We start from the raw sequence: 15,762 nt of genomic DNA on the forward strand, positions 1-15,762 counted from the left end.
TTTGTGCGGAAATCGTAAGGATTCCAGCAAGATCGCCTTGAACGTCGATCTCCACCTTGCCCTCAACAGGCGTCAGCACGATCTGATCTACCAACGAGCGAATGGTGTCGGCTGCCTCTACCCGCTTGCCCTCTTCTTCATCCTGAAGCGAGTCGTAGAGCTGCTGGATGCGCTTGCGGTATTGCAGCGCCATGCTCGGGTGCAACAGGGCCGGCGGCTCGTCAGCTTCGGCCAGGAACAGTTCCAGTTCCTTCTTCCGCTTTTCCAAGCTCACCATCTTCGCATTGAGAGCGTCGGCAGCGCCGCCTTTAAGGATCAGGTTGAGCAGGGTTTCGAGTTCCCGATCAATCTTCGCGATCTCGGCTTCCGCTGAGGCAATACCGGCGCGGCCTTCCATTCGTAGGCGGTTCATCTCTTGCGTGAACACCTCGCAGAAATGGGCAAACAGCTCAGGGTCAACGAGTCGGGTGCGCAGCGCATTCAGCACGCGCGATTCCAACTCGTCGCGACGGATATTGACGCGGTTGTTACAGGTGCCCTTATTGCGAGCTGTAGAGCATCCGATCAGCGTTGCCGAGATCGCGGAGTACCCGCCACCACAGCATGAACATTTGGTGAGGCCCGAGAAGAGGTATTTTGGGCGCCGCCGATGATTGACAGTGCGGACATCCGTGCAGCCGTTGTCGTCGCGGGTGAGCTTGTTCTTCTCCTGCCGTGCCTTCACAGCATTCCAGAGATCATCGTCGAGGATCCGGAGCTCTGGTGTCTCCTGGATGACCCATTCCGATTCCGGGTTGGGGCGCGCCTGCCGCTTTCCGGTGTTCGGGTCCTTTACGAAGCGCTGCCGGTTCCAGACGATCTTGCCGACATACATCTCATTATTGAGGATGCCGTTGCCACGCTTCGGGTTGCCGTTGATCGTGCTGAAACCCCAGTCGCCGCCCGAAGGGGCCGGAATGCCGTCCTTGTTCAGTGCAAAGGCTATGGTCTTGGCCGACTTGCCGGCCGCGTAGTCGCGGAAAATGCGGCGAACGACGGCGGCCTGGTCTTCGTTGATGGTGCGGTCGCCGCGAATGGGTTCGCCATTGGCATCCAGCTTCTTGACCACATCGTAGCCATAGGAATTGCCGCCACCCGATTTGCCAGCCTCGACACGGCCGCGCTGGCCGCGGCGGGTCTTGTCGGCAAGATCCTTGAGGAAGAGGGCATTCATTGTGCCCTTGAGGCCGACATGCAGATGGCTGACCTCGCCCTCCGACAGGGTGAATATCTTCACATCCGCATAGGACACGCGTTTGAAGATTCCGGCGATGTCTTCCTGATCACGCGAGAGGCGATCCATAGCCTCTGAGAGGATCACGTCGAAGCGACCAGCCATGGCGTCGGTCATCAGAGCCTGGATGCCCGGACGGATCAGCGAAGCGCCGGAGATTGCGTGGTCGGTATATTCTTCGATGACGTGCCAGCCTTGCTTTTCGGCATGGAGGCGGCACATGCGAAGTTGGTCGGCGATGGAAGCGTCGCGTTGATTGTCAGAAGAATAACGGGCGTAGATCGCGACTTTCAAAACATTGCTCCCATCCGCATCAGGAGGTGCGCTTCCTCCTTTGCCTGGATAACTTCACTTCCTCGGCAAAGCATTCCCGTGCCGCCTGCTTTGCCAGGATGCCGACCAGACGCAGAAGGCGAGGGTCGGGACTGCCGCGCGGCGTAAACGTCAACTCCGGCGCGTCCAGCAGCAAAGATTCGAGCAGCGCTTCGCGCTCGGCTCCTGTCATCTTTGCTGTGTTTTGTGAGGCTCGCAAGGTCATAACTGACAGCATTCGTCCCGTGCCCGGTATAAGCAATGGAATTTACGGGCGAACATTTGGCGGCGATCAGTATGCCGACGCGTGTCATGGCGTGCGGCGGCGTGATCTGGCGTGCCGTGGCATAGTGAAATGACCTGTCGGAATCGATCGCTGTCGCCGTCATCTTTCGCCTCGATACTACCCCATCGGAAGCTGTTGCTTGTGGATGCGACTTTATCGTATTGTATTTAGAGATACAAGATGCCATCTTCCGACCAAGGAGAATCGCCATGGCCAACACTGCCGAACGCAAGGAATATCCGATCTCAATGCGTCTGCCCGAGGCCGATGTTGCCATGATCGATCGTGCCGCCAGCCTGCGCGGCCGTTCGCGCACCGATTTCGTGCGAGATGCCGCTGTGCGCGCGGCCGAGGAGGTCGTCATGGAGCAGGGCCTGATCCGGATGAGCCCGGAAGGCTTTGCTCAGTTCATGGATGTGCTGTCGCGCCCGGCCGCTCCTGTTCCGGAGATGGTTGAAGTGCTGAAGCGGCCTGCGCCGTGGGAGCCCGGCTACGCGGCGAAGCGGTAACCCCTTGCTGCTTTCAGGACCCGAGCCGCTTTCCGCCGCCCACGATGTTTCCCAGTTTTCCTGTGGCAAGCCGACGCTCGACCACTGGCTGAAAACCCGCGCGCTCTCCAATCAGCAGAAGGGCTTTACCGCCGTTCTCGTCGTGCATGAGGCAGGGCGTGTGGTGGGATATTACGGCCTTGCACCAACAGCCGTTGTGCCATCGGTGCTACCGCGCTCCATCCGGACGGGGCAGCCGCCTAATCCAGTTCCCTGCATGCTGCTTGGCCAGCTCGCGACCGACATCGGCTCGGCCGGGTTGGGCATCGGGACTGGCCTTGTGAAGCATGCCCTCCAACGCTGCGTTCAGGCCGCATCGCTGATCGGTGGGCGAGCATTGATGGTCAACGCCGTCGACGGGGAGGCTGCCGAATTCTGGCAGCGCCGAGGATTTGAGCCTGCCAGAGATGATGGACTGGTCCTGTTTCGCTCGATCAGCGATATTGCTGCGTCGCTCCGTGAGGCTGGAAGGTGAATGGCCCGATGTTTCGTGGACGTCTTCCTTGCTAAATTTGAGGCAAGGACCTGCGCCGGACATTCAAGACGGTGACCGGCAAGGCGAGGATCTCGAAGGAAATCCGCTTCCGCCTCCAGAACCATGCGTTGCAGGATGCCAGCTGCGAGAACCAAGACCGCGAGACACTACATAGTGGAAAAGCGCGCCGGCATGACGAAACGGGACAGGTTCGTCTGCGCCACGCTTGCCAAGAAGTGTCGGCAAGCGCCGGAGGGCATGCAATAGCCCGGCCTTCGACGGTACTCAGATCCGGTCTGAAAACCGATCATAGGCATCGATCCGCCGAACCGGGGGATCGACCTCATACCGATAGATTTCCGTTCTCAAGAACCGTAGCTCGGCCTCGAGCTGAGCCTCGGGAACGTCAATATGCCATGCGCGCGGCTGCGGGCCGGGATCGCCGTTCCAGCGGTACCCCCGCGCTTTAAGGACATCCTTGAGGTCAAAGGGTGCGTTCTCCGCCCAGATTCGCCAAGAAACGGCACGAGCGCCGTCCAGGAGACGGCTGAGACCTGTAACGCCAGATCGGGGCAGCCACATTGCCAGCAACTCGACCGTAGCAAGACAGTCGTGCATTGCGCGGTGACGGTCGTAGAAGAAGCCTGCGGCTTGAGCGAGATAGGCGAGTTTCGTGCCCTCGAACCCCTCCGCTGCCCAATCGATCTGGCTGAGCGAGCAGGCCCATGGTTTGGTCGAGAATATCTCGCTGAATCGTTCAAGGAAACGGCGGTCGAACGCCGCGTTGTGCGCGATGACGAGTGAAGCCGGCGCTGCGAATGTGGCTACCGCTGCGGGATCAATAATCTGGCCGGCCACCATCTCGTTGGTGATACCCGTGATCGCGGTGATTTCCGGGGCGATAGGCTCGCTCGGCTGACGCAGCCCTTGGAAGCTGTCACCCACGCTGAAAATGGTGCCATCCAAGCCATAGTTGAATGGCGTCATGGCGAGTTCGATGATCTCGTCGCGCTGATGGTCGAGCCCCGTGGTCTCCACATCGACCACCAGGCCGAGGCGCAGCGGCGTGCCTGGCGGAGGAACGATGCGAGGGCGCGGTTTGAGACGCCGGACGACCCGGTAGTCTCCCGTGGCCTCCAGCGTCTGCGCCAGGGTCTCCAGATGGTCAGAAGATGTCATCGTCTGACGCTTCGTTTACTGCCATCGGCTCCCCTCCAGCGGTATCGGCCGGAGCGATTCGAATGTCGGCGGCTCGACCTTCTTCGTGGAACCACAAATCGACCACGGCGGTATCGTCGCTGCGCGGCCGCGGTGATGCCTCCCGCACCTTGAATGTCGTCGGGAGATTGACCGATGTTCCGAACACCAGCGCGTGCTGCCGAGGCAATGACGGCAACCGCTTCAAGACCGAATCCGAGATGAACGGCGTCATCTGCCGAATCTGAGAAAGATCGTCGGGGTTCTGGATGCGGTGAACCAGGAAATTGGAGCACTGGCTGAGAACCGTCTTGGACAGTTCACTCGGGCGTTGCGATGCCAAGAGCACGAACATGCCGTACTTGCGCCCTTCCTTGGCGATGCGTTCGAATATCTTGGTTGCGTCGATGGAAAACCGGGAGGGCGTTGAGGCAACGTACCTGTGAGCCTCTTCGAGGAGCAGATGTATCGGGAAACGGTTTCTTGGTTCCGCATGGCGAAGGAACCGAAAAAGCATGCGTGCGATGACCGCACTGACCAACTCAACGATTTCATCTTCGACGGAGTTCAGATCAATGATAATGACTTGATTGCGTTTGGTGAACGCTTCGCCAACAACCCTTCCCAGACCGACGATGTTGGTCAAGAATTCCAGATCGCTTACAGCCGCACCAACGTCAGCTCCTTCGTGACGTAAAAAGGCATATTCGGCCCTCTCCTGGAGAGATCTGAGCCGCGTGACCATGGAAGAGCAGTAATCTCGGATTTGGCGGTTGCCGTGAGCCTCCTCATAAAGGATCGCGAAATCCAGACATTCGTGCAGCTCATCGAAAGAGAACGGCGTCCGATTGTAGGCTGGTAAGGGAGCATCCTCCCGGAGCTTCTTCCTTACTTCATCCAGAAATGCCGATTGGTTGTTGCCAGAAAAATTTCCGTATTGAAAATTCGGATTGAAGCGGTTCAACAACGCCATATTCAGATCGTTCGTCGGATACTTCTGAAGAAGAGAAACGACGCGCTGAAACTTCGACACTGGGGAGTCGCCATCCGCACCTCGAAAGCACTCGATGATGCAAGTGGCGACAAAGTGCTCGCGCAGAGCCAGAGCGTCTGGCGTGTTGGCATGAAAGAGACTTGTCAGACCTAACGCCGTCCGAAGGACCGGCAGTTGCGTTCGCTCGCTCGCCTGCAAAAGCAGTTCCCACTCTGCCATTTCCAGGAACCAATGCGGCATCCGAAAGCCAGCGGTTGTCCCATCAAGGATTACGCGATGGACGCCGATGCCGCCGTCTTTTGCCAAAGGAGAAAGCGCCTCGTGATACTCGCCATTCACGTCGAAGACGATAAACGTCGCTCCGCGAGCGTGATGTTCGTCCGGCTTGCTGAAAAGGGACTGCAAGACCGAGGCGACCGTGCAGGATTTACCGCTGCCGGTATTGCCCAGGACGGCGACATGACCGCCGAAGAACTCGTTCAGACGAACTTTGACGTCGTAGTCCTCGAACACCACCGACTTGCCGATCGGTAGAACCCGATAGCGCGTGGCCCCTTCGGGTTGGCAGGCGCCGCCATCCGGGCCGACTGACGGCTCGACGGCGGCCTCGGTCTCAAAGATGCGATCGAGCTCGCCATCCAGCGCATACAGTGCGTCCGCATACAGAGACGGGAAAACCGACACACCGAAGCGGAACGCGCCGCCGCGCATCGGCAACATGCCGACGGGCACCACGTCCAGATATTTCGAGGAGCCGGCCCGGTCGAAATCGCCCCGCTCGGAAGGCGTGCTCGCGTCGCGCTCACGCAGGCCGACAACCTCGACCACGACATATTCCGACTGCGACGGAATCATCAGGAATGATCCCAGTCGCGCCACATAATGCACGTCGTCGAAGCCGACGACCGTGAAGTTATCGGTGCCGACGTGCATCTCGACGACAAAGCGGTCGGCCGCAACCGAGACCACCTTGCCGATCGCCCGCTTGCGATCGTCGTGGCTCATGCCTCGCCATCCTTCGTCTCGTCGTCCCTTTTCGGCGCCAGCTCCGACAACACCTTGCGGACGGCATCATCAATCCTGTCGCTGGGGCGCTGGGGCATGAAATGCTCGACGATCATGTCGAAGTAGTGCGCCCTCGTCCCGTCGGCAGGGCCATTGCCTCCAATGATCCAAATGCGCGGATCACGCAGCGCCCGCAGCTTGGCGATCTCTCCCTCCGTGTCGGGCGCCGCAAAGATCACCAAGCGGAAGGTCGGGATCGTCAGAGCCTGATAGATGATGTTGTTCAGGTGCTCGTCGCCGAAGGCGTAGCCGGCCGTGATGAGAACGCTCTGCTCGCGCACGATCCGGGACTGAAATTCCCGGAACAGGTCTGCGTAGGGCGAGCCGAGCGAAGAGTTCTGCTTCGCCGGCGTCGGATAGATCAGCATCTGGTTTGAGGATTCCGGCGGCCAGACCTCCTTGATCGGGAACAGGCCATGATCGTCCTCGGTCCAAGTGACCGAACCATGCAATTTGCAGAGATAGACGAAGGCGTCGACGGCGGTCCATTTGCGGCTGGCGACGTCGAGCTGCTCGGCCAGAGCATAGCGGAAGATCGCCGGGTTGAAGCGGCGTTCTACGACGCCGGAAAAACCGTTGGCATAGGGAATGCCCAGGCGATCCATCGCCAATTCGCTGAAATGATCGTAGTTGGTCGTGAACACCCAGGGCCGGGGCAAGGACCGATCGCGTAGGACCAGTTTCTTGTAGAAACGCTCGTAGAGGTCGCGCACGGTCGTGTCGCCCTCCGTGGCGAAGGCCCCTTGGGTGACACGGGTCCATAGGAAGTCCTGGACCTTCTTGATGATGCCGTCGAGAACAGCGCGATAGGGGTGAAGATCGGGATTCTCGCTCTGGCGCAGCACGAACCGTTGCGCGAACAGCACCTCCATCAAGCGTTCCAGGTTACGGCTGTAATCCTTCGCCAGGTCGACCCCGAGCGCATCGAGATAGTCGAGTTCGTCTTTGGTTAGCCGCCACGGCGCCGGTACAGCGCCGGCTGTTGGCGGATCGCTGTAGAATCCCGCCGCGCGTGCCTCGATGGTTTCGCCGCAAAACTCCTTGGCCAGCGGCGCCATGGTCGCAATGCCGAGTTCCTTTTTGTCCTTCATCAGGGAAGAACATCCGGCGCCGAGCAGAAATGCGATATTTTTGGCGTTCATGGCCTCAGAAATCGCCTTGCGGGCGCTCTCGATCCCCTTGTTCCAGTCCAGTTCAGATGGCTCGGCATCGCCGTCCCGCAGAAACTGGAATTTTCGCTCTTCTTCGACTTCGCTCATATACCCCCGGTCCTCCCAGTTTCTTACTTGGCTGCTCTGTTCGCGCGCGCGGCTATATCAGCGCACCGCGCCATGAGCGCTTCGAACGGCTCCTCGTCGGCGAAGAGCAGTCCATCCTCAACCATGCGGGCATAGTCATCCTCCAACGCCTTCGCGCCATCGCCGACCGGCACGAGTTGCAAGCCGCCGCTGACAGCCGCTGCATAGTCGATCGGCGTGCGGTCGGCAGCCTTCTCTGCGAAGAACATCGACTTGTGCCGGGCGACAGCGTTGGCCAGGTCGCGATCGGCAAAAGCGGCTTCCGCAAAGCCGACTTCGTCCAGTCGGACAACATCGTGCCAATGTCGCGCGAAGCGGTCGCCGCGCAGCCGCTCCTGGAGGCAAAAGACGTGGATGGCGGTCGCCTTCTCCCAGAAGGTCCGCTCCGCGTGCATGACGCGCGGCCGCGCCGTCGGAAACACCAGGCCGTCGATCAGGCCGGCCGCGTCGCAGACGACGTCGCGCAAGCTCGCGGGTTCGCCCGTCGAGCGCGCGCCGAACTCCAGCATGACGCTTGGAGCCACATAGCCGGACCCGGCTGCGGTCGCCTCATAGTCGATGAAGAGCTTCTCATCCTCGACCCGGACGGCCGCCGCCAGACCTTCGACGGCCAGTGCGGTCTCGATCACAGGCTGCACGGTTTCCGCGACCCATGCCGGTAACCGCCGACGGACCTCGCTGGACCAGCGCTTTTCCTCGCTTCGTGTCTTCGGCAGACCCTCGCCATTGTCCCCAACCAGATCGGGCGCAATCGCCCGAATGTCGTAGGTCAGATCCACGTCCTCCGAAAACCGGCGAATGACCTGATAGGCTTTCGACAGCGACGTGCCGCCCTTGAACACCAGATGCTCGCCGAGCGGTGCCGCGTAGAGGGTCGCCAGCGCCCACACCACCCACACATCCTTTTCGAGAAGATGGGTGGGGCGACCCGAACGGTCGGCAGCGACGCCCAGTGCATCACGCCGATCCTCGGCCGAAAGCTGGAGGAAAACGTCAGCCATAGGCCGCCTTTCCGACGCTCTGTGCGAGCCATGTCGGAAACTGCGGCGCGGCGGCGACCAGTTCGCCGAACACGCCGGGCGGCATCTTCCGTTTCAATGTCGTGAGCGCGGCCTCCGCCCTTTCGGGGCCGAGCCAAGCCAGCGCCCGCACGGCCTCCCCTGCGGGGCGGTTGGCCAGGGCCAGTTGCCAGCGCGGCGCGTGCCGCAATTCGACGACCTGCTTGCCGAGGTGCATCTTTCGGCTGCGTCCGGAGGTCAGATAGACCGAGCGGACGGGCACCTGCGTCGTCAAGCCAAGCGCGTTCGCCGCGGCGGCTCCGTTCGAAACGATGATCTCCCCTTTTTGGGTTGCAAGAGCCTCGACAGCCTGCTCGACCGAAGGCGTGCGCGTGCCGAACCGACTGGCGATGGGACGCAGATAGACGCCACGACCGGCGCGGATGAGCTGCCCGCGCTCGGACAGACGCGACAATGCCTGATCCACGGCCGCCCGGTTTCCGAGGTGGAGCAAGCCCTTGGCGGACACGGGCATCCCTTCGGGAAGTCCCGTCGTATGTGCCAGAATCTGTTCGGTCAGCCGTGTCATCGTCTTTCTCCTGTTGGAAATATACGCGAGTTTCTGACAGTTTTCAAGGAAGTCCGGATAGGGGAACGCCTTCCCCTGCGGCCGAGCCTTGGTCTCTGCCTACCCCTTCTGCGGGGAGATCCCCGCAACGCCCCCTTCAGAGTGAGAGTACGGACGGATTTTCCGTGACGGGTTGAGGGCTGGAGGAGAGGCTTCCGGCGCCCGTCGCGGAGATCATCCCGATGGCCAGACAGGGTCGTAACCTCGCGGAAGGTGGCGCGCGCAGCAACCTTTACGACGACATCACCAACAAGATCATCGCCGAGCTGGAGCAAGGGCGGTTGCCATGGGTCCAGCCTTGGGGTGCGTCGCCTGATACCGCCCCGCTGGGCCTGCCGAGAAATGCTTCAACCGGCCGGTCCTATTCCGGCATCAATATTCTCATCCTCTGGGGGGCTGTCATCCAGCATGGTTTCCCCGCTCAGGCGTGGCTGACGTTCCGCCAGGCGCTTTCGCTTGGCGGCAATGTCAGGAAGGGCGAACGCGGCACGACCGTCGTTTATGCCGACCGTTTCACCCCCGAGGACGAAAAACGCCGTGCCCGTGAGACGGGTGAGGATGCGCATGCCATACCGTTCCTGAAGCGGTTCACGGTCTTCAATGCCGCACAATGCGATGGCCTGCCCGATGACATCACGGCAGTCGCGCCGCCACCGCCGCCGGGCCTGATCGAGCCTCGGGTCGAGGCGCTGATCCGGGCCACCGGCATCGACTTTCGTATCGGTGGCAATCGCGCCTTCTATATGCCGTCCCTCGACTATGTGCAGGTGCCGCCTCCGCAAGCCTATTTCGAGCCGATCAACTGGCACCGCACAGCCCTGCACGAGCTGGGTCACGCCAGCGGCCATCATAGCCGTCTCAACCGCGATCTGACCGGCTCGTTCGGCTCGAAGAAATACGCCTTCGAGGAGATGATTGCCGAACAGACCGCAGCTTTCAGTTGCGCCGCGCTCGGGATCGTGCCGACCGTCCGCCATGCCGATTACATCGGATCGTGGCTGGAGGTCATGCGCGAGGATTCCCGCGCCATTGTCCGCGCGGCCTCGCAGGCCAGCAAGGCGGCGGACTGGCTGCTGTCGTATCTGCCTGCCGAGGACACCGGAGAGCCGGATGCGAGCGTAACTGAGCGGAGGGCTGCGGCATGATCCTCCTGACCGGCGCACAGCGAGACCGCCTGCTGGTGAATGGTCGCCAGCGCGATCAGGATCACATCCCGGTCGTGAAGTTCTTCAATCCCCTCGGTGAAGGCGTCTGGCTCGCTACCGAACTGGATGAGGATGGCGACATCATGTTCGGCCTGGCTGATCTCGGCTATCCCGAACTGGGTTCGTGGAGCCTTGGCGAGATGCAGTCAGTCCGGCTGCCCTTCGGCATGGGCATCGAGCGCGATCTGCTGTTCACCGGCGATTTCCCGATCTCGGTCTGGGCCGAGGCGGCTCGCGAGACCGGAAGCATCCGCGCCGCCGAACGTCTGCTCTACCGCGTCGGCGCGAGCTTTTCCCGTACATCCGCCGATACGGAAAACCGGAGTGCCTGATTTCCGGGTTTCAGGTTCTGCGGCTGGCGTCGCTCTCTTCAGAGGAAGAGGGCGGCGCTTCGCTTCGTGACGGGCTGATAGCCGGAGAGAGAGGCTCACCGGCGTCCGTCATGGAGCAACTGACATGGCCACTGCCGTTCAAAAGATCACCCTGTCATCCTCGCGCGACATTCCCTTCAACAAACTGGTGCTCAGCCAGTCCAACGTCCGGCGCGTCAAGGCCGGGATCTCTGTTGAGGAGCTGGCCGAGTCTATCGCCCGTCGCGGCCTGATCCAGTCCCTGCATGTCCGCCCGGTCGTGGATGCCGAGGGCAAGGAAACCGGCATGTTCGAGGTGCCCGCCGGCGGTCGCCGCTTCCGGGCGCTGGAACTGCTGGTCAAGCAGAAGCGCCTCGCCAAGATCGCGCCGGTCCCGTGCGTGGTGTCGGAGGCCAGCGCCGATGTGCTGATCGACGAGGTATCGCTCGCCGAGAATATCGAGCGCGCACCGCTGCATCCGCTCGACCAATTCCGCGCCTTCCAGGCCATGCGCGAAAAGGGCATGACCGAGGAAACAATCGCTGCAGCCTTCTTCGTGGACTCCAAGGTGGTGAAACAGCGCCTGCGTCTGGTTTCCGTCTCACCGGCATTGCTCGACGTCTATGCCGAGGACGGCATGACGCTGGAACAACTCATGGCCTTCAGCGTCAGTTCTGACCATGCCCGTCAGGAGCAGGTCTGGGAAGCGATCAGGGATGGCTGGCAGAAGGAACCCTACCACATCCGCCGCCTGCTGACCGAAACCACAGTCCGCGCCGCCGACAAACGGGCGGTGTTCGTTGGTATCGATGCCTATGAAGAGGCTGGCGGCTGCGTGCTGCGTGATCTCTTTCAGCAGGACGATGGTGGCTGGCTGCAAGATCCGGTGCTGCTCGACCGGTTGGTGGGCGAAAAACTGAAGGCCGAGGGCGAAGCCATCGCCGCCGAGGGCTGGAAATGGATCGAGGTCGCCATCACCTTCCCCTATGGTCACGACCATGGCCTACGCCAGATTGTCGGCACCACGGTCGATCTGAGCGAAGAGGAACGCGCCACCCGCGAAGCATTGCGCGACGAGTATGACCGGCTTGAAGTCGAATATGGCGAGGCGGACGAGCTGCCTGACGAGATCGACGCCCGCCTGGGTGAGATCGAACTGGCTCTGGAAACCTTCGAGCGCCGTCCGATGACCTTCGAGCCGGACCAGATCAGCATGGCGGGTGTCTTCATCAGCATCGACGCCGATGGCGCATTGCTGATCGAGCGCGGCTATGTTCGCGCCGAGGATGAAACGCCTGCGGAACCGGAAGCTGAAATCGTTGACCCGGAAACCGGCGAGGTGATCCAGCGGGCAGAACCGGAGGTAAGCCGCATGGGTGCAGTTATCACGCTGGGCGGCCAGGCGGTCGAAACTGAGGAGGAAGACGAGGCCGACATCATCAAGCCGCTGCCCGATCGCCTGGTCAGCGAGCTGACCGCGCATCGGACGCTGGCGCTGCGGGATGCGGTGGCAGTAAACCCGCATGTCGCTATGACGGCACTGCTGCACAGGCTGGTCATGGATTGCTTCATGCCGCATTCCAGCAAGGGATGCCTCGAAGCCCAGGTCCGGGAGGTTCATCTGCCCGCTCAGGCCGAGGATCTGCGCGATAGCGCTTCGGCCAAGGCCATCGCTGACCGCCACGAACGCTGGGGCGATCATGTCCCGGCAGACGATGCCGCCCTCTGGGATTGGCTGACCGATCTGGACGACGGTTCGCGCATGGATCTGCTCGCCCATTGCGTCAGCTTCGGTGTCAACGCGCTCTATGAAAAGCCCAACCCTTACAGCGGCGCGGGCGTTAGTCAGCACGGGCTGGACATCCGCCTGTCGCAGGCTGACCGGCTCGCCCGTTCGACCGACCTTGACATGGTAGCCGTGGGCTGGCGGCCGACGGTTGGCAATTATCTCGGTCGCGTGACCAAGCCCCGTATCCTTGAAGCCGTGCGCGAAGGGGCCGGTGATCGGGCCGCCGATCTGATCGGGCATCTGAAGAAGGGCGACATGGCGAAAGAGGCCGAACGCCTGCTGGCCGAAACCGGCTGGCTGCCCGAGCCGCTGCGCATGGTGGATGACGGAATCGGGACAGATTCGGCCACGGGCGCTGACGTAGAAGCCGACGATCTGCCCGACTTCCTCTCCGGCGATGGCGATGACGACCCGGCTGACGAAGAGGAAGAACAGCATATCGTCGCTGCTGAATAGTTCTCAGGCGGGGCGGCTTCGGCTGCCCCGTTTGCACCCTCCGTTTCCGCAACGCGCCCGGTCCTTGTGATCGGGCTTTTTCATTGGAGCGCTTCCATGCCCGCCATCATCGACGTCAATCAAATCTTTCTTGAGGATCACGAACATCCCCCATCGGAGCGCAGCTTGCCGTGGGAGGAAACCCGCGACGGCATCACCGTGGTTGTGGAGCCAAAGCCCCATTGGGCCGAAGACATGCGGGTTTTTCGGCTTAGTGCGCGTGAATATTGCCGCTACGCCGACTGGACGGCTCATGGCGCTCGTGCCCGTTTCTTCGGTCATGTCGACACATCAGGCGACGATCTGATGATGAAGGCCCGCGTTATGATCGCGCGTGAGATCGCCGATGGGCTTTGGACCTGAAGACCCGATCGCGGGGTGTCGGGCCGTGAGGATGATAGCTGTTCACCCCACAGGTCCACCTCCAGCTTCACCACAAAACCCGGCCATCCCTGCACATGGGCAAGCGACGGCCATTTCCAGCCTGATGGGAACACGATCCTGATGCCCGCATGGCGGCAAGGCTGGCGCGGCAGAGCATCTGCGGGCGGGTATCCGGCATCCTGTCAGATGCAAAGCACCACCCCCGCTTCCATTCGCAAACCTTGGTCCGATCCGTCTCTTTGACAATCAACCCGTAAAGGGTCGGCTTACGCGAGCGTGCCGCCCTCGGGGATTCGGAAAAAGTCCGAACGCCCGAGGGTGATTGCAGATCCGGTCAGACACTTCGGGCGCCTGTCGCGCGGGGGATGGTCCCCCGCCTCCAAAGACAGGAGCCGGAACCCATGTCCTATGCAGATGCCACCGCCTTCGCCGCCAGCCTCGCCGCCACGCTGATGGTCGAGATCGTCGTGTTCCAGGCCGGGGACGGCACCCACGCCGCTTGTCCCGCCGCCGAGTTCGACGGCGACGACGACATGGTGAAGCTGGAGCTGGATCCTTGGGGGTAAGGCGCGACCGCGCCTCATCCCCGACGGCCTGGCCGCGACAAGCCCGCGACCGGGCCTTCAGCGCGTCGCGATGGTTGCCCATCGCCGACGGCGGAACCGGGCTGCCCCGGTCAGAGAGGAAGAGTGCGGGCCGTTCGGCCGTGACGGGTTGAGGGTCGGAGAGAGAGGCTCACCGGCGCCCGTCATGGAGTGATCCCGATGACCTTTGTCCGTTCCGAAACCTTCCGTTCCATCGGTCAGATTCTGGCTGCCGATGTTCTGCCCGCGCTTTATCGAGCGCAAAAGCTGCCGCTGCGCATCTCTTGCCTGGGCGTCGCCAACTATGACGCCAGTGACGCGGCGAACAGCTTCGACCGCATGATCCCGCTTGGGGAATGCCCGTCACCGGAAGAGGCCATCCAGGCCGCAGCCTTGCGCGTGGCGCGCGGTGATATTTGCACGGGGCCGGACAGCTTCCCGTATTTTCAGCCGCGCATCATGCTCATTCAGGACCGAGATCAGCGCCTGGTCCTCGCCGGTGAAATCCGCGCCGGCATTATCCTCTGGCAACAACCGGTCGCATCCGATGCCGAGGCACGCAGGATCGTGACCGAGGCCAGCCGCCTGCGCGGTATGGCATTCCGGGCCTCGGACCCCGGTGATGCGAGACGGCTGCGTTACCGCGCCGCTGCGCTGGAGGCCCGGTTGGTCGATCCCTTCTGGCGCGAAACCTCGGCCGATCTGCTCCGCCTGCCGCAGGCCGCCTGAGCTTCACCCTTTCCATCACATTCGGCTCGGCCATACGCCGGGCCATGTCATGTTCGGAGACCGTCATGGCCGACTATTACACGCACTTTTCCTGCCTCCTCGACGTAGGCACCCCCGAAAACGCTGCCCGCGCGCTCAATCTCTACAACGCTCTGGCGGATGACAATGCCGCCGAAGATCCGCCCTCGGATGGCTTCCTGCTCTCCATCCAGCCAGAGCATGGCGGTACGCAACTCTGGATGCGCGATGATGTCACGGGTGACCCTGAGCATGTCATCCAATTCGTCAAACGCTGCGCTGCCGAATTTGGCCTGAGTGGATTGTGGGGTTTCCAGTACGCAAATAGCTGCTCGAAACCGCGCATCGACGGATTTGGTGGTGGGGCGCATGTCCTTGATCTCGCCACCGGCGAGACAGTGGACTGGATCTATACCGATGGCTGGCTTTCCTCGGTTCTGGAAGGGAGAGACCCCTATGCCTGAGGTCATCGAAACCACCGTCTATCGCCTCAACGAATTGTCTGATGCGGCAAAGGACAAGGCCCGTGCCTGGTATCGTGAGGGCGGCTTCGACTATGACTGGTACGATGCCGTCTATGAGGATTTCCAGCGCATCGCGGAAATCCTCGGGTTGAACCTCAAGACCCGCACCGTCCGATTGATGGGCGGCGGCACCCGGCAGGAACCCTGCATCTGGTTCCGGGGCTTCTGGTCGCAAGGTGACGGTGCGTGCTTTGAATCGTGGTATTCCTACCGGAAACATGCTCCGCGCCTTATCCGGGAGCACGCACCGCAGGACACCGAATTGCATCGTATCGCCGATGCCCTTCAGGCGGTCCAGCGCCGCAACTTCTATCAGCTTCGCGCCGATGCCAGCCATCGCGGCCATTATTACCACGAATACTGCATGTCGATCTCGGTCGAGCGCGATAGTCCGACATACCAGGACATGACCGGCGATGCCGAGGAGACGATCATCGAGGCGCTGCGCGATCTGGCCCGCTGGCTCTACCGCCAGCTTGAGCGCGAATATGATCATCTGTCTTCGGACGAGGCGGTCGATGAAACCATCGCCGCCAACGAATACACTTTCACCGAAGCCGGTCGCCGCTTCGGCTGATGACGACAAGCGCCCCGCCATCCGGTCGGGGCG

Annotated in this window: 17 protein-coding genes and 1 pseudogene; 11 read left to right on the forward strand and 7 right to left on the reverse strand. The window is 61.7% G+C overall.

All coding sequences use genetic code 11. The features are described from left to right. The first annotated feature begins 37 nt into the window (after nt 1–37). Nucleotides 38–373 (forward strand): hypothetical protein, encoded by a 336-nt coding sequence (locus tag M4578_RS25740; RefSeq protein ID WP_024707729.1) that lies wholly within the window; start codon nt 38–40, stop codon nt 371–373. A gap of 108 nt (nt 374–481) precedes the next feature. Here the strand turns inward: M4578_RS25740 and M4578_RS10185 are convergent. Together M4578_RS10185 and M4578_RS10190 are read right to left on the reverse strand one after the other, a co-directional pair. Beyond that, nucleotides 482–1,567: pseudogene (locus M4578_RS10185) on the reverse strand (recombinase family protein); the annotation flags it as partial. Nucleotides 1,568–1,586: 19 nt separating this feature from the next. Then, nucleotides 1,587–1,778 (reverse strand): hypothetical protein, encoded by a 192-nt coding sequence (locus tag M4578_RS10190; protein WP_024707727.1) that lies wholly within the window; start codon nt 1,776–1,778, stop codon nt 1,587–1,589. Between the two features lie 302 nt (nt 1,779–2,080). Between M4578_RS10190 and M4578_RS10195 the strand changes: the two genes are divergently transcribed. Together M4578_RS10195 and M4578_RS10200 are read left to right on the forward strand one after the other, a co-directional pair. Then, entirely contained in the window at nt 2,081–2,380 is a 300-nt protein-coding gene (locus M4578_RS10195) for a type II toxin-antitoxin system TacA family antitoxin (RefSeq protein ID WP_024707726.1), read from the forward strand. Between the two features lie 4 nt (nt 2,381–2,384). Then, entirely contained in the window at nt 2,385–2,894 is a 510-nt protein-coding gene (locus tag M4578_RS10200) for a GNAT family N-acetyltransferase (protein ID WP_258093350.1), read from the forward strand. Between the two features lie 285 nt (nt 2,895–3,179). Here M4578_RS10200 and M4578_RS10205 read toward each other — a convergent pair whose 3' ends face one another. The 5 genes from M4578_RS10205 to M4578_RS10225 are packed head-to-tail and all read right to left on the reverse strand — an operon-like array spanning nt 3,180 to nt 9,035. Beyond that, nucleotides 3,180–4,073 (reverse strand): 3'-5' exonuclease, encoded by an 894-nt coding sequence (locus tag M4578_RS10205; RefSeq protein WP_142174210.1) that lies wholly within the window; start codon nt 4,071–4,073, stop codon nt 3,180–3,182. After that, nucleotides 4,060–6,090, reverse strand: coding sequence for an ATP-binding protein (locus tag M4578_RS10210; protein ID WP_258093351.1), 2,031 nt, complete (start codon nt 6,088–6,090; stop codon nt 4,060–4,062). Before M4578_RS10210 ends, M4578_RS10205 begins: the two co-directional genes overlap by 14 nt. Beyond that, entirely contained in the window at nt 6,087–7,409 is a 1,323-nt protein-coding gene (locus M4578_RS10215) for an SIR2 family protein (RefSeq protein ID WP_131389676.1), read from the reverse strand. Before M4578_RS10215 ends, M4578_RS10210 begins: the two co-directional genes overlap by 4 nt. A gap of 23 nt (nt 7,410–7,432) precedes the next feature. Further along, entirely contained in the window at nt 7,433–8,449 is a 1,017-nt protein-coding gene (locus M4578_RS10220; protein WP_258093352.1) for a nucleotidyl transferase AbiEii/AbiGii toxin family protein, read from the reverse strand. Further along, a complete protein-coding gene (locus M4578_RS10225; RefSeq protein ID WP_258093353.1) occupies nt 8,442–9,035 on the reverse strand; it encodes a DUF6088 family protein in 594 nt (197 codons plus the stop codon). Before M4578_RS10225 ends, M4578_RS10220 begins: the two co-directional genes overlap by 8 nt. A 221-nt stretch (nt 9,036–9,256) precedes the next feature. On the opposite strand from M4578_RS10225, the gene M4578_RS10230 reads away from it, so the two are divergent. The 8 genes from M4578_RS10230 to M4578_RS10265 all read left to right on the forward strand — a co-directional run bounded on the left by M4578_RS10230 (nt 9,257) and on the right by M4578_RS10265 (nt 15,729). Then, nucleotides 9,257–10,219 (forward strand): ArdC family protein, encoded by a 963-nt coding sequence (locus tag M4578_RS10230; protein WP_258093354.1) that lies wholly within the window; start codon nt 9,257–9,259, stop codon nt 10,217–10,219. Next, nucleotides 10,216–10,611, forward strand: coding sequence for a DUF2958 domain-containing protein (locus M4578_RS10235; RefSeq protein WP_024707719.1), 396 nt, complete (start codon nt 10,216–10,218; stop codon nt 10,609–10,611). Before M4578_RS10230 ends, M4578_RS10235 begins: the two co-directional genes overlap by 4 nt. A gap of 124 nt (nt 10,612–10,735) precedes the next feature. Further along, nucleotides 10,736–12,874, forward strand: a complete 2,139-nt coding sequence (locus M4578_RS10240; RefSeq protein ID WP_258093355.1) for a ParB/RepB/Spo0J family partition protein — start codon at nt 10,736–10,738, stop codon at nt 12,872–12,874. Between the two features lie 96 nt (nt 12,875–12,970). Beyond that, complete coding sequence (locus M4578_RS10245) at nt 12,971–13,276, forward strand: hypothetical protein (RefSeq protein ID WP_258093356.1); 306 nt, start codon at nt 12,971–12,973, stop codon at nt 13,274–13,276. A 422-nt stretch (nt 13,277–13,698) separates the two neighbouring features. Next, nucleotides 13,699–13,863 carry a hypothetical protein gene (locus M4578_RS10250; protein WP_015740132.1) on the forward strand — a complete coding sequence of 55 codons (165 nt, stop codon included), beginning with the start codon at nt 13,699–13,701 and terminating at the stop codon, nt 13,861–13,863. Nucleotides 13,864–14,061: 198 nt separating this feature from the next. After that, on the forward strand, nt 14,062–14,610 hold the full coding sequence (locus tag M4578_RS10255) for a hypothetical protein (RefSeq protein WP_015740133.1): 549 nt from the start codon (nt 14,062–14,064) through the stop codon (nt 14,608–14,610). A 65-nt stretch (nt 14,611–14,675) separates the two neighbouring features. Continuing rightward, a complete protein-coding gene (locus tag M4578_RS10260; protein ID WP_015740134.1) occupies nt 14,676–15,092 on the forward strand; it encodes a hypothetical protein in 417 nt (138 codons plus the stop codon). Next, nucleotides 15,085–15,729, forward strand: a complete 645-nt coding sequence (locus M4578_RS10265) for a hypothetical protein (protein WP_015740135.1) — start codon at nt 15,085–15,087, stop codon at nt 15,727–15,729. The genes M4578_RS10260 and M4578_RS10265 overlap by 8 nt, the downstream gene beginning before the upstream one ends. The last annotated feature ends 33 nt before the right edge of the window (nt 15,730–15,762 follow it).

Origin of the sequence: Salipiger pentaromativorans (genome assembly GCF_024721115.1) — a bacterium.
Taxonomy (GTDB): domain Bacteria; phylum Pseudomonadota; class Alphaproteobacteria; order Rhodobacterales; family Rhodobacteraceae; genus Salipiger; species Salipiger pentaromativorans.